This is a genomic window from Gordonia sp. NB41Y, from assembly GCF_030718915.1.
GTDB classification, from domain to species: domain Bacteria; phylum Actinomycetota; class Actinomycetes; order Mycobacteriales; family Mycobacteriaceae; genus Gordonia; species Gordonia desulfuricans.
The window spans coordinates 5138072-5156036 of the sequence record NZ_CP132196.1; the positions used below are offsets into that span (position 1 = coordinate 5138072).

Here is a 17965-nt window from a genome sequence, read left to right on the forward strand (position 1 = left end):
CACTCCACGGCCGTCGCGCGGCCCGACCCGGATGGGGATGCCGGGTCGGGTACCAAGCCTCAGGAATGAAAACGCCCGCCTCGGTGCGGACACACCGGGCGGGCCAGAGAACAACCGAAAGGAATCTCGTGACCGAGAATACTCCACTCGCTATCCAGGGCGATGATGGCGAACCGACGACCACGTCACTGATCGTGGCCGAGGGGACCGAGGTTGAGCACCGCGCCGTGCTGCAGCTCATCCGGAACAACCTCGCCGACTTTGAGGAGTTCGGAAGGGTCGCATTTGAAATGCGCCCCTTTGCAACAGCCGGCGGAACACAGCACCGCGAGGTGGCTGTCCTCAACGAGCCGCAGGCGACACTCCTCCTCACCTACATGCGCAACAGCGACATCGTGCGCGAGTTCAAGCGGAACCTCGTCCGCGCGTTCTTCGAGCTCCGCAGCCGTCCGGAGCCGAAGCTCGAAGGCCCCGAACTCCTCGCGGCCGCGGTGCTCGAATCGCAGAAGGTGATCGAGCAGCGCGATGCCCGGATCTTCCAGCTCGAGCAGAAGGTCACCGCCGACGCGCCGAAGGTCAGCTACATCGACACCTACGTGGCCGACGAGGACTGCGTGAAGCTTCGGATGGTCGCGGGAAACCTCGGCGTGCAGGAGAAGTGGCTGCGCGACCTCCTCCTTCGGAAGAAGTGGATCTACGCCGAGCAGACCACCAGATACTCGCAGTCCAAGGGCATCAAGGAGACCATCACTCGCTACTCGGCGCATGCCGACAAGAAGCGATACTTCCGCCCGATCCCGGTGCATGATGCGCCGCGGTTCCGTGGCGAGGTCATGCACACGTTGAAGGTCACCCCGGCTGGCGCTGAGGCGATCGCCCGCCTGGTCGCGAAGGACTCGGCAGCATGACCGAGAAGCTGAGTGTCGTAAGGCGTTACGCGATCGCAGACAAGGTCATGACCGCCACCTACTTCGGCGCCACGGTCGTCGGCGTCGAGGGCTACACGCCGACGTCGGCCACCGTGTTCGTGACGATGCCGGAAGCCGTCGGGGTGCTGCGCATCGACGATGCCGCGCTCGCGGATATCGAGGTGTCAGCATGACCTTCACCCGCGAGCAACTCAATGCCCTCGGGGTCGCAACGGATCTGCAGACCGCGGCCGAAGCCCTCGGGATCTCCCGAGCCACCGCGTACGACCTGGCGTCCCGGGATGAGTTCCCGGTCCCGGTGATCCGATACGGCACCCGCTACAGCGTGCCGACCGCAGGCCTGCGCGAGGTGCTCCTCGGTGAGACCCCGCCGCCGGCCGACGAGATCCTGGCCCGGCTCGACCAGATCGCCGCCCACCTCGGCGCGCTGGTTCAGATCGCGAAACTGCAGTCCCTCAACTCGATTGGAGCAGCATGATCGACACCATCGTCAACAACCTCGGCGCGTGCGTGATCGCGGGCGCCGGAATCCTGGTCGGCGTCGGCCTGATCGTCGACGTCATCCGCGCCTGGTGCTGGCGCGACGCCGACGACACGTTCCTCGAGATCGACCGCGGCGAGATCAACGCCGACAATCCGCTCAACGTCCTGCCGAGACGCGACCAGTGACCCCGCGATCGACGAGCCTGGGTCAGCAGCTCAAGAACTCGATGCTCACACAGCTCGAACAGATCGACGCGCCGGCCGGCATGGAGTGGCGAGTGGTCAGTTTCCAGCGGTGGATGCAGCACGCCGACTCCGGTGCGACCGTGGTCCGCCTCGACGTCAAGGACGGTGACGAGGTCAGTGACCTGTACCTGGTGGCCGCGACAGCCTCTGACGCCCCGGCGCCGCGTAGCCTCCGCCCGGCCGAGCCTGCGCCGAGTCGCCGCTCGCCGAGTCGCCGCTCGCCGCGCGCGCCGATCCCGCAGTGCCGCCTGGATCTGATCGCCTGGTTGGAAGCACATCCGGGGGAGTGGGCGGAGTACGTGGCGGCCGGCGATGAGGACGTGTCGGCACCTCAGATCGCCAAGTGCGTGCGCTCCGGCTCCGGCGGGTTCGGCCCCGGATTCAGCGTGAGGACCCGCGGGTCGAGATTCACCCGCGTGTCGGCCTTCGTGCGCTACGACCCGGTGTCGGCAGAACGGCCTGCGTGATGTGCCTCGTGTGCGGCCACCTCACCCTCACCGAGGTGTGCCCAGCTTGCCTCCGAATCATCAACCCCTCGAAGGGAATCGAATCGTGACCATCAACATCAGATCGGTGGCCGACCTCGATGTCGGCTACCAGCGGCACGTCGGCGCGGTGATCGAGTGGCGGTCTCTGGCCGCCACTCGGCCCGCGGTCCTCCACATCATCGACGCCGACGAGACCGAGTTCGGCGAGGTCGGCGTGGAGATCGAGATCTCCGACCTCTCCATGGGCCAGGTGGCCGACCGTGCGTCGGTGTGCGTGCCGCTGTCGGCGGTCCTGCAGCTCGCCGACGAGGCACGGGCGGCAGGGGAGGCGGCATGACCAAGTCCGATCACCTGCGCGAGGCCGCGAAGCTCCTCGAGACCGCGGCAGCCGAACTGTCCGACGCCGCACGGCACCTCGACGCGCACCCCGGCGACGTCGAGCTCGTCGAGGGGGCGACGGTTGCCGCCGACGCGCACATCTCGATCGCCGACGCCCACATGACGCTCGCGAACCACACCGGCACGGGCATCCGAATCCGGGCGGTGGGCCCATGACCACCAAGTTCGCCGACCTCAAGGCGAAGGCCCACGAGGAGGGCGCGAAGGCGTGGCGTGACGGCGTGGCGACCTGCCCGTACGCTTCGAGCGACCTTGCGCAGGCCTGGTACGCGGGCTGGAACGAGGCCCAGGAGTGGGCGGTCACCGAAAACCGGATCCCTGCCGAGGACGGGGTGTACGCCGACATCACCGACACCGTCTACCACTCCGATCGCCACTCGCTGTCGTCGTCCGGGGCGAAGACGATCCTCGAGCCGGGCGGCCCTGCCGTCTTACGGTGGGCGCCGGCGAAGACGTCCGCCGCGTTCGACTACGGGCACGCCGCTCACGAGTTGGTCCTAGGTAAGGGGTCGGGGATCGCGGTCGTCGATGCCAAGGATTGGCGCACGAAGGACGCGAAAGCCGCACAGGATGCGGCCCACGACGCCGGCAAGACGCCGATGCTGCGCAAGGACTACGACCGGGCTGTGGCGCTGGCCGACGCGGTCAAGTCGCACCCCCTCGGCGAGGTTCTGTTCGCTGAGGGGGTTGCGGAGCAGTCGATCTGGGCGCATGACGAGCTGTCTGGCGCCCGTATCCGCTGCCGCCCCGACTGGTGGGTGTCGTCGACGTTCATCGACCTGAAGACCGCCACCGACCCCGGTCGATTCGACCGCGCGATCGAGGACTACTCCTACCACCTGTCCGCGGCGTACTACCTGCACGTCGCGCGATCCATTGGCGTGCAGGTGGATTCGTTCATCCTCATCGCCGTCGGCAAAACCTCGCCGTTCCTCGTCGACGTGTGCGAGCTGTCGTCGAAGGATCTCAGCATCGGCCAGGAGTTGACCCGCGCCGCGATCGACCTGTTCGCGCACTGCCAACGCGCCGACACCTGGCCAGGGCTGCCGGCCGAATTGCGCACCGCCACACTCCCGGATCGCATCCGCTACCGCGCGGACGACGCGATCCAACGAGCCGCCAACGCCATCACCGAAGGGACCAGAGCATGACCACCAACGAGATCGCCACCACCACCGACGACAACGGCCTGTCGTTACTTCCGCCCGCCCAGCCGATGCAGTCCAGCTCGATCAACACGCTCATGGAGCACGCCCGTGCGATGAACACAGCCTACGAGCTGGCCGAGAAGATGTGCGGCACCCAGCTGGTGCCCCAGATCTACCGCGGCAAGCCGCAGGACGGCACCGCGGCGATCCTCTACGGCGCCGAGCTCGGACTGACCCCGATCCAGTCGCTGCAGCAGATCTTCGTGGTCCACGGGACGCCGGCGATCTACACCCGCACGATGGTCGCATTGCTCAAGCGCCGCGGATTCCGCATCTGGACCGAGTCGAGCACCGACGAGTCCGTGACCGTGATGGGGCAGGCTCCGGACGGTACCGCCGAGGCATCGACATGGACGATCGAGCGCGCCACCAGGGCCGGTTACGTGCCGACGATCAATGAGACCACCGGCAAGTTCAAGACGAACGCGAACGGCAAGTTGATCGGCAACGAGAAGTATCTGACCGATCCGCAGGCCATGCTCTACGCGAAGGCTGCGGCCGAGGTGTGCCGGAAGCTGGCACCCGAAGTGCTGCTGGGCCTCTCGGTCGACGACGAGACCGAGCCGCGCGACGAGGGTGCGCCGCGCAAGGTCCGCAACGAGGCCGCGGTCCGGGCACCGGGGGTCGATGAGCTCCGCGCCCGCCTCGGTGTCGCGGCGAAGCCGAAGCCGATCGAGGCGGCCGCCGAGCCGACTCCGGTCGATACGCCGGAGCACGCCGCCGAGCAGGAGACGAACGCGCCGTCCCGGGACGCGCTCATGCGGCTGAATGCGCTCTTCGAGCGCGCCAGCCTCGGCGGGAAAACTGCGGCCGTCAAGGCGAAGAAGAAGACCGTCACCGAGGCCCTCCTCGGTCGGACCGTCGACGAGCTGACCGCCGACGACGTCGAGCACCTCACCACCCAGCTCGAGCAGCTCGCCGCCGAGGGCGAAAACTCGGGTCAGGGCGATGAACTGCTCACCGCGACCGTCACCCAGATCCTCGAGGAGAAGGCGGCAGGGCAGTGAGTGAGATCAGGAGACCACGCGTGCACAGCGTCTCGCTCCTGCACGCCGACGGCACCACCGAGACTCTGATCCCCGAGTCGGAGGTGGCATCCCTGCGCTCGGAGGTCGACCGGCTGACGCGGGAGCGGGACGAGGCGGACGTTTTGCGCGCGGAGGATCGCAAGGCTCTCGCGGATGAGTCGCGCATGATCCGCACGGTCGAAGAGTTGGATGCGCTGCCCGAATGGTCGGTGGTGCGGGATGCCGATGGCATCATCTGCGAGCGGTTGACCTACGACGATTTGCCGGGCGGCGGCTGGATAGAGCCAGGCGACGAGTATGCCACGCCTTACCGCCCGGCCATCCCCGCCGAGTTGCTGTGGACCCCCAAGGACGGTGAGTGATGGGCGGGCTTTACAGCACTAATGCCATCCTGAGGGTGTATCGGGACGGTGACGAGCATGGATGGACAACCGAGTTCGTCTACCTGTGGCGAGAGCACACCGACAAGATGTTGCATCTGCTCGAAAGCGTGGCACGCGAAGGCATCCGGGAACCAATTCTGCTTGGCGATGACGGCCGCGTGTGGGATGGGCACCACCGCCTTGCCGTGGCGTGCGCACTGAGAATCCAACATGTGCCTGTCAAACACGTGCTGGACGGCGAGTGATGGACGACAACACGATGCGTGAACTCTGCGGAGTGTCCCGGGATTGCGACCACCACACCCTCGTTCACCTGTCCGAGTCCCCACTTTGGGAGTGCGTCGGATGCGAGGGGCAGATGTCGATTGCCGAGTGGCACCGGCTCAAGCGTGAACATGCTGGAGGTGAGTGATGTCTGATCCGGCAATCGAAGCGGCACGACGCGAAGTGCGGAGACGTTACGAAAACGGCCGAGGGGTCACCGAATTCGAGGCTCAGGCAATGATCGACGCCGCCCGTGAGGCGTTAGCCCCGATCCGGGCGTTGATCGACGGGCTGGAAGTGGATCTCGCGAACGCACCCCACGAGTCCTGGCCCGCCATCGTCGTAGAGGCGCTTGGTCGCCTCGAACCACTCATCTACACCACCGAGGAGTTGACCGATGACTGATCAAGCCGCGCTCGACGGAACGTTTGACCGCGTGGCGCACGCCCACGAAGTGAGGGATACCCTGCCCGTCGGACTGCCTCGCGCCGTCATCTCCAACCTCCTCGCGGTGATCGCCGAACGGGACATCGCACGCGATGAGGCGGGTGCTCCCTGGCCTTGTTGCCAGCACTGCACCACTGACGACCCCGATTGGCATGACGAGAATCCCCCGAACACACATGGGGTGTCATGCACGTCGTGCGACCGGGACAACGCCGGGTTGCGCGCCCAGCTCGCCGAACGGGACGCCACGATCGCACGGGTGCGGGAGGCGAACAACCTCATCCATGCCCACCGGTTCGATCGTGACCCCGCCAACAGGGAGAAATGGAAGTCGGGCGAGCGTCCCGTCATGGCCCCCGACATCTTCTACAGCGGTGTCGAGTTCGCGCACAAGCGCATCCGCCGCGCCCTCGACGGGGAGGCGTGATGCGCGCGATAACCGTCCGTCAGCCGTGGGCGTGGCAGATCATCCACCAGCGCAAAGACGTTGAGAACCGGACCCGCAACATCGCTGGCGCATACCGTGGTCCTGTCGCGATCCACGCGGCCCTGAAGTACGACGACGTCGCGATGACCCGACTACCGATGCACGCGCCGGATTGGGCGACGAAGCGCCGCGCTTTCTGGACCGGCGTCATCCTCGGCGTTGTCGACCTCGTTGACGTCGTCGAGAACTCGACGAGCGAGTGGGCACAGCCGGGGATGAAGCACCTGGTACTCGCCAATCCGCGTGCGTTGGCCGAGCCGATCCCGTGCAAGGGCGCGCTTGGATTGTGGACACCACCGGCTGATGTCGTCACACGGCTGAGGGAGGCGTGATGCCAGAGCAGACGATCATGCGCACGAGAACCGAAGTGCGCGAAAAGGTTCAGCAGCTCATTCAACACCACTGCTCGGTGCGCCCCCTGTCCATTGCGTGCGACGACGACAAGGCGGCGGCGCTCGCTGAGCTGATTATCCGAATCACCGAGGGGCGTGCGTGATGGGGAAATGGACAGTCCGCAAAGGCGAAACCTGGGGACGGCCCTGCTGGCGCGCCGAATCAAACACCGACCACTCACGCACCCGCACCTTCGACACCCATGCCGACGCACAGCGATACGCCGACCGCATGGCCAACACACAACGGAGGACGTGATGGGTGTCGGCGACTTCCCGCGGTGCGTCGAATGCGGGCGTGTGATCAACGCGTGGGGGCGCGTGTGTGCGGTGTGTGTGTCAACGAAAAGAGAGGAGTGAAATGCGCATCAGGTCAACGAAGCCCGAGTTCTGGAGATCGGCCCGAATAGCGTCCGTCCCATGGGATGCCAGACTCGTGCTCAAGGGGCTCGAATCCTATGTGGATGACAACGGGGTGGGCCGCGATGACATCGCACTGATCGTCGGCGACGTGTTCTCTCGCGACATGCTCGCGAGCCCTCGCGAGACTGTCGCGAGGGTGTCTGAAGCCATTTCCCTACTCCACCGGGCTGGATTGGTGTGGCGGTACGAGGCCGAAGGCGATCGTCTGATCTACATCTCCTGGTGGGAATCCATTCAGCGCATCGACCGACCGGGAAAGGGTCGTTTGCCCAGGCCAGACGGCACAATCGATTACAAATCGTCGGAGATTCGCGAGAGTGTCGCGAGCCCTCGCGAGAGTGTCGCGCCTGGAACAGGGGAACAGGGGAACAGGGGAACAGGAGAACAGGGATCTCCTCCCGCAGTTTCTGACTTTCACTCACCAGCGCGCGTGAGCGCGGAAATCGTGCGCGCCCAAGATCCGTCACGCGGGACCTCCCGAGCGAGCAAACGTCTCGCCGAGCTCAACTCCACCGCCCGCAGCTCCCAGGCCGACGAGTTCGCCCGAGCGTTCGGCCAATGGGCCGGCGGGGGAATCCCTCAGCAGACGCTCATCGAGATCGCCCAGGAGGTTGACCCGCTGATCGCCGATGGCATCGATGCCCGACAGATCGCCGACGGCATCAAGCGCTGGCACGCATCCGACCGGCTCTACCCGTCGCAGATCCCCACCTTCGTCGCCAAGGCGGCCAGGAGACCCGACGGCCCGCAGACCAAGGCCACCCAGCGCGCCGCCGACACCCTCACCATCGCCGACCAACTCATCGCCGAGTTCACCCAGGAGATCGCATGACCAACCCACCAGACTGGGCGATCAAGGCCGCGGGAGCCGCACTCTCCAGAGCCGAGATCTTCGACGACCGCGTCACCGCCGACCGGGCCCGCATCCTCGCCTGGGCCGAAGCCCTCGCCACGTACGGGATCGAGCAGGGCGACGCCATCGCAGCCGTCACAGCGCACTACCAACGCGCCGGAGCCGACACCCCCAAGCCGGGGGATGTCATCGCCGAGGCCCGCAAGATCCGAGCCGAACGCGCCGAACGCGAGAAGGCCGAAGCCATGTCCGCACTGCCGACCGCCGCAGTGCCCCCTGATCGACAGCTGGGCGGCCTACCGATCGCCAACGTGGATGGAGAGCCCATCTGGGACGCATACGAGGAACACGGGGCAATCAGCCGCATCTGCCCGACGTGCGACGCCCAGCCGAACGAGGGGTGCGTCAACCTCGCCACCGGTGGCGACCGCAAGATCCCGTGCGTCGCACGGCTCAAGGCACCGCGAGGTGCAGCGTGACCGTCGTCATCACCCTGCCGTTCAGCCGGCCACCCCTGCGCCCCAACGAGCGCCCCCACTGGGCGCGGAAGGCCCGCATCATCAAGCAGATGCGGGAGATGGCCGCCATCCAGGCGAGGCTGGCCAAGGTCGGACCACAGCAGCCCTCGGTGGTCACTGCCATCTGGCACGCCCCCGACCGCCGCCGGCGCGACACCAGCAGCCTCGACCTGCTCATCAAGGCCAGCATCGACGGACTCGTCGACGCCGGACTCTGGCCCGACGACAACCCGGCGCACGTCGTCGAGACACGATGCCGAGTCATCCCTGGGCCCAGCACCTCACCGCGCATCGAGTTGCACATCACCCCAACCGACACCGCCGATCTTGAACTCGCCGACCGCTACCAGCGCGAAGGAGACCACGCATGAACATCACGACCGAACTCGACAACGGCGGCCGCATGCCATCCCGAGCGCACGGCTGGGACGCGGGCGCCGACCTGCACGCCAGCCATGCGGCAGTCATCCACAGGGGGAGGACAGCGCTCGTCGGAACCGGTGTGCACGTCGACATCCCACCCGGATTCGCCGGCTTCATCCACTCGCGATCTGGTCTCGCCGCGCGGCATTCCGTGTTCGTGCTGAACGCTCCTGGGGTGGTCGATTGCGGCTACGCCGGGGAGCTGAAGGTGATCCTGCACAACGCGGGCGGCTATGACTTTCAGGTCGAGCGGGGTGATCGGATTGCGCAACTCATCGTGTCCCGCGTCGAGATCGTCACCTTCACCCAGGGCGAGATCGTCCAGTCAAGTCCGCGCGGTGCCAACGGGTTCGGAAGCACGGGTGCCCGATGATGTTCACCGAACGTGCCACCCGAGCCATCATCGCGGCAGTAGAAGCTATGCGGGACACGCCCATCATCGACCGCTACCACTACGACGACGCTGCCCGCGTCTGCACCCCACCCACACCCACAGGCCCAACCGACACCATCCTCGCCCGACAAGCCGAGCAAGCCAGGGAGCGTGAGGACGCCCGAACGTGGTGGGCGGCATCCGATGCGCGCATCCGGGCGAGGCTCGGACTGGAGGAACTGCCGTGATCCCGACTCTCGCTGAACTGCAAGCTGACTGGATCGCACTCGACACAGGAGATGACGATGAGTGACAGACGCAACGCTGCGGACTGGGTGGTCACCGAAGGCGAACTCGACGACCTCGCAGACCGACTCGCAAAGGTGGCTGACATCGCCATGGCCCTCGCGATCTCGGCATCCGGCCACCGCATTCGCCGCGAGGGGAACGGGGGACGATCCGCACCGGCGTCACGCCCGCCGTACGACATCGGCGCACAGGACATCCTCGATGCGCTGTGCAACGAGCTCGGCACCACAGTCAGGCACATGTGCGAACACCGCAAGATCGAGGTACCCGAGTCGTGCTCCAACGTCCTCGGACAAGCCGTGTGGCTGAAGAAGAACCGGGTGGCGCTCGCGACGATGGCCGACGGTCGGGAATGCGTCGAGGCGCTGACCAAGGCGATCAACCGCGCCGCATCGGCGTCAGGAGAGATCGAGCGCAAGATCCGGTGGTCGCCATTCGAGCGCGAGGCAGCCAATCGTCAGTGGATGACCGCACCCCAGATCGAGGCGCTGGCACGCAAACTGGGCACCGACTACCGCAAGCTCACCCAACGCCGAGTGCGCTACATCGCATCCCTCGGTCGCGCGAAAGGGTGGAAGGACCCGGACGACAAGACCGCGCCATGGTTCTACCCGGTCGGCGACGTGATCGCCGCATTCGCCGAGATGGAAGGGTTGGCAGAGTCCGCATGACGGCACATTGCCAAACGCTGTAGTACGCTAGCGCTGTACAACGACCATCCCCAGGCACCACACGGTGCCCGGGGGTGTGTCGTATCAGGCCCCGCCCAAGGAGGTCAGAGCGTGCGCGCCCACCACGGCTGGACCATCATCGCCCTGTTCGTCACCATCTGGGACATCGCCTGCCCACCAGGGCACATGCTCTCCGACGGCATGGACCGACTCCGCACCACACGCCCAATCCTCGCCTACACGGCCGTCGGAATCGTCGTCAACCACCTACTCCGCGGCCCCTTCCCCGACCCCATCCGCGCTGTCGCAACCCTGGCCGCCCGCAATGGATGACACCACCGGGCCAGCACCAATCGAGCCCTGCGCAATCTGGCACAGGGCAGTCAACGACTGGCCCGAGACCGCAATCGCCGACGCACTCCACATCTCAGCCGGAGCGGTCATGAAAGCCATCCACCAGCAAAACCAAGCCCTCACCAACATCGACCCCACCATGATCGCCGACCCCATGATCGGAGGATGACGTGCGCACCTGCCTCACATGCGGATGTCTCGCAGCACTCACCTTTATCGCCGGCCAAGCCATGATCATCATGACCGTCCTCGCCGCACTATGACCGGACGCCCGAAGTTTGCACGAGGTGGAGTCGTCACGGGGCATAGCGCCGATGGTCCGATCATCCCCATCAAGTCTGGATGTCCGCCGTACCTGGCGCCACGCGAGCTGGATCGGCGATGGCAGATCCTCGACGCGATCCGCCACCACGCCAACGCATCCCAGGAACACTGATGGCCGTCGAGCGCATGGGCGGACCCCGCGACCGCGTCGACTTCACCACCGTCCCCACCGACGACTACCGCACGCAATACGCGCTCCTCGTCGGCGAGATCGCAGCCGTCGCAGAAGACGGCTTCGAGTCGGACTCGCAGAAACGCGCCTACCTCGACGAGGTCATCCCCGCCTGGGAACGCGTACGCAACGTCGACGACAAGACCAACCGGCGCGGCCTGCTCGCCATCCGGATCACCGAGGCACGCCAGATCTTCCGGCGCGTCATGGGCGAACACTGGCAGCCCTCGGCCGAGAACACCGTCGCACGCGCAGCCCGCGCCCGCGGCCTTAACCTGGCGTGAGCACCTCCACCACGGCCCGCGGCCTCGGTGCACCACACCAACGACAGCGCGCACGACTCCTGCGAGTCCACCGCGACGGCACTCCCTGCTGGTGGTGCGGACAACCCATGTACCGAGGCCCCGACCGGAACTTCGACCAGGCCCCACTCGAAGCCGACCACACCCATAGTCGAAGCCTCCACGGCACCGCGAACAACCCTGCCGACCGGCTCCTACACCGACGCTGCAACCGCCAGCGAGGTGACGGTACCCACGACGACAAACGCCCCGCACTCGCCGCCACAGCCCCACGGACAGCCGGACGACGCGCCCTCCGCTGGCCACCCCCACCCCCCGAAATATCCGACCCCCCACGGGGGCGCTGACTCGCGGGGGGAGGCATATTTTTTTTGACGCGGCGCACTGACCCCGGGGGTGAGATGACCGACGTCGGCGAGGAATCGCGGTTTGGTCGGCGTGGGAGGCGTCTGTGGGCTGAACTGGCCACGGAATCGACCCCTGAGGCAATCCTGGTCCTGATCGAGGAGGCGTGCCGTACGGCCGACCGGTGCGATCGGCTGCACTGGGCGTGTAAGCGCGACGGCATCATTGAACTGGTCGAGCGTGACCTGCCGGCCGGTGGTGACGGCACCTACCAGATCGAGATCGGCAGTGCGATGGCCGAGGCTCGCCAGCAGGGGGCGGCGCTGAAGGCGCTGCTGGCCGAGATTGCGAAGCGTCAGGTGGACAGTCCGAGCGGGGAAGATGACGACGTCCTCGGCGGTCTCTGACTTCGACGTCGATGCCGCATTTGCGGACATCATCGCGAAGGAGTGGCCGAATCTCGAGGGTCGGCAGACGCCGAACTCGTTGTGCTTCAGCCCGGGCAATCTCGAACTGGGCGCGAAGGCGTGCGAGCTTGCTCGCCGTGCTGGACGCATCCGGTCGATGCCATGGCAGTCGTGGTCGCTGGGCCAGATCATGTCCAAGGCGCCCGACGGGACGTGGGTCCACCCCGAGTGCTGCCTGATCGTCCCGCGGCAGAACGGCAAGAGTCTGATCCTTACGATCCGGGTCTTGTACGGGCTGTTCAAGCTGGGAGAGAAGATCATCTTCTCGGCCCAGCAGTGGGAGACCGCGAAGTCGCTGTGGAAGCGGACGTGGGCGATCGTGAAGACGACGCCCTCGCTCCAGCGGCTCGTCGAGTCGCACACCTGCAGCCAGGGGCGCGGCACGATCATCCTCGCGAGCGGCGCGGAGGTCGTGTTCACGACCAGGTCCGCGAATGCGGGCCGCGGTCTGGACAAGGTCGACCTGGTCATCTACGACGAGGCGTACGACCTGACCGAGGCCGACATGGCGGCGCTGTCGCCGACGAAGATGGCGGCCGACGATCCGCAGACGATCTACACGTCGTCGGCGGTGAACCAGGAACAGCATCCGAACGGACAGGTGCTTGCCGCCGTCCGTCGACGCATGATCGCCTGCGAAGAAGGGCTTTTCGGTGCCGAGTGGATGGCGCCGGAGACGATGGACCGCGGCGATCCCAAGACGTGGCGGTGGGCGAATCCCGCGTTCGGCGTGATCCAGACGGTCAAGAAACTGATGGCCGAGTTCAAGGCCATGACGACCGCTCCGGGCCAGAAGTCGTTCGATGTCGAGTATCTGGGCCGCGGTGATTGGCCGGACGCAACGAATGCCCACGTGTCGGTGTTCGACGCGGACAGGTGGCGGGACATGACGAACCTGAACCCAGCGCTGGCCGGCCCGATCGCGGTTGGCGTGGATCGGGCACCAGGCGGCGGGAAGTGGGCCGTGGCGGCAGCTCAACGCACGACCGACGAGCGAATCCATATCGAGGTTGGCCTGTTCCAGTGCGCGACCCTCGAGGGGGTTGTGTCGTTCGTGGTGGAGCTGGTCGAGATGTGGGACCCCGCGGCGGTGGTTGTCGACTCACGGTCGCCTGCGGCAGTGATCATTCCACGTCTGATCGAGGCGGGGGTCGAGGCCGAGAAGGCGAACACCGCGAACATGGCGACGTGGTCGGGCGGATTCCTCGAGGACGCTCTGGCCGGCCGGCTATCCCACACGAACCAGGTGGAGTTGACCGATGGTGTTGCCGCGGTAGCGCAGCGGGTGTTGCCGCAGGGCGACTTCGTCTGGGCGCGCACCGATGACGGGTCGAGCATCCCGGTGGTGGCTTCGACGCTCGCGCATGGCGGCCTGATCACGTTCGGGACGGTCGTGCCCGCGCCGCGGCCTCTGCCTGCATCGGCCCCGTTCCTAGACACCGACGACATCGTAAGCGGAGCAGTCGATCTGCTCGCGACGAGCTTCTGAGAGAGGGGGCCCTGTGACGGCACCGCGTCCGCTACCTGCCACACCGGCGCTCCGTGAGAAGGGGTACGTGGTGCCCGACGTCGGCATCGCTGGGGCCACCTTCGAGGACTGGGTCACCGGTGAGCAAGTGCCGGAACTTCGCTGGCCACACTCAAACCGTGTGTTCGCGCGGATGGAGCGCGAAGACAGCCGCGTCAGCTCACTGCTGGCGGCGATCAATCTGCCGATCTTGCGGACCACGTGGCGGATCGACCCGAATGGCGCACCCGATGAGGTCACCGAGTTCGTCGCCAAGAATATGGTGCTCCCGATCGTCGGCGCCGCGGGTGACGCCGCCCCACTGCCGCGGTCGCGGGGGCGGTTCAGCTTCGCCCATCACCTCCTGCAGGTTCCGAACGGTCTCAACGTGTTCGGGCACGCAGTGTATGAGCAGGTGTACCGGTGGGACGACGCCGCCGGAAAGTTCTGGCTGCACAAGCTGGGGCCACGGCCACAGCACACGATCGCCGAGTTCAAGACCGCGCGCGACGGTGGTCTGATCGCGGTGGTGCAGTCCGAGTCCGGTACGGCAGTCCTCGGAGTGGGGACGTCACTGCCGGTGAAACGTCTGGTCGTGTACACGCGCGGCATGCTGCCGGGGCAGTGGCAAGGCCGCAGCCTTCTCCGTCCGAGTTTCAAGCACTGGCTACTCAAGGACGAGCTGATCCGGTATCAGGCGGTGGCCATCCGCAGGAACGGCATGGGTGTGCCGATCGGCACCACGCCGGCGGAGGCCACCCAAGAAGAGGTCAACGAACTCGCGAAGATCGCCCAGCAGTACCGCGGTGGCGACAATGCTGGCGCCGCACTTCCTGCCGGCGCCGACCTGAAACTGCTGGGCGTGCAGGGCAACCTGCCGAACATCCAGCAGGCCATCGAGTACCACGACCAGATGATCGCGATCGCCGGGCTGGCGCACTTCCTCAACCTGTCCGGAGGCGGGTCCTACGCCTTGGCCAGCGTGCAGGAGAACACGTTCGTCCAGTCGGTGCAGAGCTTCGCCGAGTCTATGCGCGACACCGCGAACGCGCACATCATCGAGGATCTCGTCGACATCAACTTCGGCCCGGACGTACAGGCTCCTCGCCTGGTGTTCGATGACATCGGTTCCCAGCAGGAGGTGACGGCCGCCGCGCTGAACCTTCTCGTGCAGGCGGGCCTTCTGGTGCCAGATGTGATGTTGGAGCAGGCAATCCGCCAGCGTATGAGCCTTCCACCCGCCAGTCCTGGATCTGCTTCCGAGTCGTCTGGAGAGGACGAGAACCAATGACCCATAGCCTTTCTCGACTGCTCGCCGACCCGGCCGCCCGTGTTGCGGTCGCCGGCCGCGACGCCTCGGCGGACACCACGTGCCGGATCGGCGAGATCCGTAATGAGGCCGGGGGCGGCACGGTGGCCGAGGTGTTCATCTATGGCGCCATCCATCCGATGCCATGGTTCGACGAGGTGTCGGCGGCGAACTTCGTCGGCGAGCTCGCGGCGCTCGACGTCGACGAGATCTCCGTCCGGATCAACTCTCCGGGTGGCGATGTGTACGACGCGCTCGCAATCACCAACGCGCTCAAGTCGCATCCGGCGAAGGTCACCACGATCATCGAGGGCCTCGCCGCGTCGGCGGCCTCGTTCATCGCGCAGGCCGGCGATACCGTGATCGTTCGCCCGAACGCGGAGGTCATGATCCATGACCCGTCGATGATCGCGCGCGGCAACCCTGCCGAGCTCGCCGACCTGGCCAAGTGGCTGGACCGGGCCGCCGACAACATCGCCGACATCTACGCGCAGCGCGCGGGCGGCGAACCCGCGGACTGGCGCGCTGCCATGCGCGCCGAGACCTGGTACTCGGCGACCGAGGCGGTCGAAGCCGGGTTGGCCGACGAGTCCCATTCCGATTCGGCCGGCAAGTCGGCCACCACAGACGACCGGACCAACGAGGCTGCCGCGGCAGCACTCGCGGCCCGGTACGCATGCCGGGCTCAGGCGCCGGCACCGTTCATGCCTACCGATCTGGTGGGCCGACAGAAAGGCTCCGATATGGCACTACGCCAGGAGATCGCGGCCCGCCTCGGTATCGCCGAGGATGCCGACGAGAATGCGATCCTCGCCAAGCTCGACGAGATCACCGACCTCGCAACCAAACCCAACGCGGTCGATGCCGCCGCGGTGACCGCCTTCGCTGAGGCGAACGGTCTGCGGGTGATCGACGCCGTCAAGTACGGCGAGATCGAAGACGAACTCACGCGCCGGCGGGCCGACGACACTGCGCGCGTGAAGGCCGATCGCGCAACGAAGGTGCTCGATGCGGTCAAGGCCGGGAAGATCACCCCGGCGCGCCGAGATCACTTCGTGGCGCTCATGGACGCCGACCCCGACGGCACCGCCGCCATGCTCGACAGCCTGCCGGCCAACCTCTCGGTACCCACCACCGAACTCGGATCGTGCCCGGCCGACGAGACCGAACTGTCCCCGTACGACGAGCTCTTCGGCAAGCCTGCCGACGACAGCAAGGAGGCCTGATCATGGCTGAGCACACCCCCAAGTACCTGCCGGGCGCAGCGATCACTTTCCGCGCGTCGGCGAACGTGACCGGCGGCCAGCTCGTCGAGATCACCGGCAATGAGACCGTCGGCCCGGCCGCGGCGAAGTCGGCGAAGGCCGTTGGCGTCGCCGCCTTCGATGCCAAGTCCAGCGAGCTGGTGACCGTGCACACCGACGGTGTGCACCGGCTGACCGCCGCCGCCGCGGTCGCGGCCGGAGCGAGCGTGGAGGCCGCAGCTTCTGGCGGCGTCCAGACCAACACCGACGGTGCTGTCGTCGGCCTCGCACTCGCAGCCGCATCGGGCGGCAAGGTCCTCGTCAAGCTGCGCTGACCTGCGCGGAAACAACCCAGGAGTAGAACATGACCGTATACCCGCCGCCGCCCGTACAGGTCACCGGCAACACCGAAACCATCCACCGGTTCCTCAAGGACCCGACGTCGATCTCGAAGTACGTCCAGACGTTGTCCGACGCAGCGCTGATCGCGGACACGATCCTGCCGAAGTCGCAGACCACCGAGTCTGGCAGCTTCGTCATCGAGGAGCCGGTCGAGCCGGGCACCACCTCGAGTCCGGAGCCGATCGCGCCGGGCGCCGAGTACCCGCTGACCAACGTGCGCGAGGGCACCGCCGCCGCGGTACACACCCTCAAGCGCGGCTTCGACGCCGAGATCACCGACGAGGCCATCAGTCGCCGCAAGTTCAATCCGGTCCAGGAAGCGTTCAGCGCCATGGTCTACGAGATGGCGCTGACCGTGGACTCGCTCGCGCTGTCCGCCGTCGGGTCGGCGATCTCGCGCTCCGAGGACGCGATCGCACCGTGGGGGACCACCGGGCACAACCCGCTGCGAGACCTGCTCCTCGCCCAGGCGGTGGTGAAGGGCCTCCGCAAGGGCCTGCACATCGACATGTGCGTGATCGACTACGAGACCGCCGCCATGCTGGCATCCGACGAGAAGATCGCGGCCCTGCTCAAGCGAGAGGATGGCTCGGCGCCGATCTACACCGGCGTCCTCGGCCAGCTCGGCGGGATCACCATCCTGCAGTCCGAGCATCTGCCCGCCGGCGCCAAGAATGCACTGCTGCTCGATTCCAAGCGCCTGGGATCGATGGGCGAGGAGAACATCTCCTCGCCGGGTTACACCCGTGCCGCGGAGGCCAAAGCCGAGACGAAGACGATCCGCGAGGAGCGGACCGACTCCTACCGCGCGCGCGTGCGTCGCGTCTGTGTTCCGCTCATCGAGGACGCCGACGCCGGCTTCATCCTCGAGGACGTGAAGGCGTGATCTATCGGGTGGTTCGGCCCCTGGTGGTCGTCCGGTCGCACGGCGAGATCGTGTACCGGACGGCCGGCCAGGAGGTCGACGGCGTGCCCGAGCAGGACGCGGAGCGACTCGTTCGGCGCGGCATGATCGTGCCCGTCGGCGAGTCGTCCGTCTCCATCATGGAGTCACCCGGCCTGCAGGTGGTCGCCGACGCGGCGCCTGCGGGAAACGGCAAGCCGAAGCGCACCGCGCCGCTATCGCAGTGGCAGCAGTACGCCAAGGCTGCCGGGCTGTCCGAGGAGGATATCGATGGGGCGACCAAGGCTGAGCTGATCGCAGCACTGTCATGA

General features: G+C 66.6%; 31 protein-coding genes. All 31 read left to right on the top strand.

Features of this window, described 5'->3' with window-relative positions; translation table 11 throughout:
- Positions 1-65: 65 nt before the first annotated feature.
- Positions 66-908, top strand: coding sequence for a Rha family transcriptional regulator (locus tag Q9K23_RS22355; protein WP_053777571.1), 843 nt, complete (start codon positions 66-68; stop codon positions 906-908).
- A complete protein-coding gene (locus Q9K23_RS22360; protein ID WP_020794774.1) occupies positions 905-1102 on the top strand; it encodes a hypothetical protein in 198 nt (65 codons plus the stop codon). The genes Q9K23_RS22355 and Q9K23_RS22360 overlap by 4 nt, the downstream gene beginning before the upstream one ends.
- The gene (locus Q9K23_RS22365) at positions 1099-1407 is read left to right on the top strand and encodes a hypothetical protein (protein WP_020794770.1); all 309 of its coding nucleotides are present in this window, start codon (positions 1099-1101) and stop codon (positions 1405-1407) included. Before Q9K23_RS22360 ends, Q9K23_RS22365 begins: the two co-directional genes overlap by 4 nt.
- Positions 1404-1598 carry a hypothetical protein gene (locus Q9K23_RS22370; RefSeq protein WP_020794777.1) on the top strand — a complete coding sequence of 65 codons (195 nt, stop codon included), beginning with the start codon at positions 1404-1406 and terminating at the stop codon, positions 1596-1598. Before Q9K23_RS22365 ends, Q9K23_RS22370 begins: the two co-directional genes overlap by 4 nt.
- Positions 1595-2125 (top strand): hypothetical protein, encoded by a 531-nt coding sequence (locus Q9K23_RS22375; protein WP_053777570.1) that lies wholly within the window; start codon positions 1595-1597, stop codon positions 2123-2125. Before Q9K23_RS22370 ends, Q9K23_RS22375 begins: the two co-directional genes overlap by 4 nt.
- An 85-nt stretch (positions 2126-2210) precedes the next feature.
- Positions 2211-2483 (top strand): hypothetical protein, encoded by a 273-nt coding sequence (locus Q9K23_RS22380; protein WP_053777569.1) that lies wholly within the window; start codon positions 2211-2213, stop codon positions 2481-2483.
- Positions 2480-2701, top strand: coding sequence for a hypothetical protein (locus tag Q9K23_RS22385; protein ID WP_053777568.1), 222 nt, complete (start codon positions 2480-2482; stop codon positions 2699-2701). The genes Q9K23_RS22380 and Q9K23_RS22385 overlap by 4 nt, the downstream gene beginning before the upstream one ends.
- The gene (locus Q9K23_RS22390) at positions 2698-3696 is read left to right on the top strand and encodes a PD-(D/E)XK nuclease-like domain-containing protein (protein ID WP_053777567.1); all 999 of its coding nucleotides are present in this window, start codon (positions 2698-2700) and stop codon (positions 3694-3696) included. The genes Q9K23_RS22385 and Q9K23_RS22390 overlap by 4 nt, the downstream gene beginning before the upstream one ends.
- On the top strand, positions 3693-4760 hold the full coding sequence (locus tag Q9K23_RS22395) for a hypothetical protein (protein ID WP_053777566.1): 1068 nt from the start codon (positions 3693-3695) through the stop codon (positions 4758-4760). Before Q9K23_RS22390 ends, Q9K23_RS22395 begins: the two co-directional genes overlap by 4 nt.
- A 20-nt stretch (positions 4761-4780) precedes the next feature.
- On the top strand, positions 4781-5143 hold the full coding sequence (locus Q9K23_RS22400; RefSeq protein WP_020794716.1) for a hypothetical protein: 363 nt from the start codon (positions 4781-4783) through the stop codon (positions 5141-5143).
- On the top strand, positions 5143-5409 hold the full coding sequence (locus tag Q9K23_RS22405; protein ID WP_152972785.1) for a hypothetical protein: 267 nt from the start codon (positions 5143-5145) through the stop codon (positions 5407-5409). The genes Q9K23_RS22400 and Q9K23_RS22405 overlap by 1 nt, the downstream gene beginning before the upstream one ends.
- A 166-nt stretch (positions 5410-5575) precedes the next feature.
- The gene (locus Q9K23_RS22410) at positions 5576-5833 is read left to right on the top strand and encodes a hypothetical protein (RefSeq protein WP_152972784.1); all 258 of its coding nucleotides are present in this window, start codon (positions 5576-5578) and stop codon (positions 5831-5833) included.
- Positions 5826-6302 (top strand): hypothetical protein, encoded by a 477-nt coding sequence (locus Q9K23_RS22415; protein WP_160319608.1) that lies wholly within the window; start codon positions 5826-5828, stop codon positions 6300-6302. Before Q9K23_RS22410 ends, Q9K23_RS22415 begins: the two co-directional genes overlap by 8 nt.
- Positions 6302-6694: an ASCH domain-containing protein gene (locus tag Q9K23_RS22420; RefSeq protein ID WP_053777562.1), complete on the top strand. Its 393-nt coding sequence runs from the start codon at positions 6302-6304 to the stop codon at positions 6692-6694. The genes Q9K23_RS22415 and Q9K23_RS22420 overlap by 1 nt, the downstream gene beginning before the upstream one ends.
- Positions 6694-6858, top strand: a complete 165-nt coding sequence (locus tag Q9K23_RS22425) for a hypothetical protein (RefSeq protein ID WP_160319607.1) — start codon at positions 6694-6696, stop codon at positions 6856-6858. The genes Q9K23_RS22420 and Q9K23_RS22425 overlap by 1 nt, the downstream gene beginning before the upstream one ends.
- A 749-nt stretch (positions 6859-7607) precedes the next feature.
- Positions 7608-8009 carry a hypothetical protein gene (locus Q9K23_RS22430; RefSeq protein ID WP_160319606.1) on the top strand — a complete coding sequence of 134 codons (402 nt, stop codon included), beginning with the start codon at positions 7608-7610 and terminating at the stop codon, positions 8007-8009.
- Positions 8006-8509 (top strand): hypothetical protein, encoded by a 504-nt coding sequence (locus tag Q9K23_RS22435; protein ID WP_020794788.1) that lies wholly within the window; start codon positions 8006-8008, stop codon positions 8507-8509. The genes Q9K23_RS22430 and Q9K23_RS22435 overlap by 4 nt, the downstream gene beginning before the upstream one ends.
- Positions 8506-8919, top strand: a complete 414-nt coding sequence (locus tag Q9K23_RS22440) for a hypothetical protein (RefSeq protein WP_020794787.1) — start codon at positions 8506-8508, stop codon at positions 8917-8919. The genes Q9K23_RS22435 and Q9K23_RS22440 overlap by 4 nt, the downstream gene beginning before the upstream one ends.
- On the top strand, positions 8916-9344 hold the full coding sequence (dut, locus tag Q9K23_RS22445; RefSeq protein WP_020794784.1) for a dUTP diphosphatase: 429 nt from the start codon (positions 8916-8918) through the stop codon (positions 9342-9344). Before Q9K23_RS22440 ends, dut begins: the two co-directional genes overlap by 4 nt.
- Positions 9344-9592, top strand: a complete 249-nt coding sequence (locus Q9K23_RS22450) for a hypothetical protein (protein ID WP_053777560.1) — start codon at positions 9344-9346, stop codon at positions 9590-9592. Before dut ends, Q9K23_RS22450 begins: the two co-directional genes overlap by 1 nt.
- Before the next feature lie 57 nt (positions 9593-9649).
- Complete coding sequence (locus tag Q9K23_RS22455) at positions 9650-10324, top strand: hypothetical protein (protein WP_152972782.1); 675 nt, start codon at positions 9650-9652, stop codon at positions 10322-10324.
- Between the two features lie 111 nt (positions 10325-10435).
- On the top strand, positions 10436-10657 hold the full coding sequence (locus Q9K23_RS22460; protein WP_020794782.1) for a hypothetical protein: 222 nt from the start codon (positions 10436-10438) through the stop codon (positions 10655-10657).
- On the top strand, positions 10650-10847 hold the full coding sequence (locus tag Q9K23_RS22465; protein WP_020794790.1) for a hypothetical protein: 198 nt from the start codon (positions 10650-10652) through the stop codon (positions 10845-10847). Before Q9K23_RS22460 ends, Q9K23_RS22465 begins: the two co-directional genes overlap by 8 nt.
- A gap of 266 nt (positions 10848-11113) precedes the next feature.
- Entirely contained in the window at positions 11114-11458 is a 345-nt protein-coding gene (locus Q9K23_RS22470) for a hypothetical protein (RefSeq protein WP_305950285.1), read from the top strand.
- A 419-nt stretch (positions 11459-11877) separates the two neighbouring features.
- Positions 11878-12228 carry a hypothetical protein gene (locus Q9K23_RS22475; RefSeq protein WP_053777558.1) on the top strand — a complete coding sequence of 117 codons (351 nt, stop codon included), beginning with the start codon at positions 11878-11880 and terminating at the stop codon, positions 12226-12228.
- Positions 12203-13777, top strand: a complete 1575-nt coding sequence (locus Q9K23_RS22480; protein ID WP_305950286.1) for a terminase large subunit — start codon at positions 12203-12205, stop codon at positions 13775-13777. Before Q9K23_RS22475 ends, Q9K23_RS22480 begins: the two co-directional genes overlap by 26 nt.
- A 70-nt stretch (positions 13778-13847) precedes the next feature.
- Complete coding sequence (locus Q9K23_RS22485; RefSeq protein ID WP_305950287.1) at positions 13848-15086, top strand: DUF935 family protein; 1239 nt, start codon at positions 13848-13850, stop codon at positions 15084-15086.
- Positions 15083-16330: a head maturation protease, ClpP-related gene (locus Q9K23_RS22490; RefSeq protein WP_020794649.1), complete on the top strand. Its 1248-nt coding sequence runs from the start codon at positions 15083-15085 to the stop codon at positions 16328-16330. Before Q9K23_RS22485 ends, Q9K23_RS22490 begins: the two co-directional genes overlap by 4 nt.
- A gap of 2 nt (positions 16331-16332) precedes the next feature.
- A complete protein-coding gene (locus Q9K23_RS22495) occupies positions 16333-16683 on the top strand; it encodes a capsid cement protein (protein WP_020794647.1) in 351 nt (116 codons plus the stop codon).
- Between the two features lie 29 nt (positions 16684-16712).
- Positions 16713-17636, top strand: a complete 924-nt coding sequence (locus tag Q9K23_RS22500; RefSeq protein ID WP_053777556.1) for a hypothetical protein — start codon at positions 16713-16715, stop codon at positions 17634-17636.
- Entirely contained in the window at positions 17633-17965 is a 333-nt protein-coding gene (locus Q9K23_RS22505) for a hypothetical protein (RefSeq protein ID WP_020794760.1), read from the top strand. The genes Q9K23_RS22500 and Q9K23_RS22505 overlap by 4 nt, the downstream gene beginning before the upstream one ends.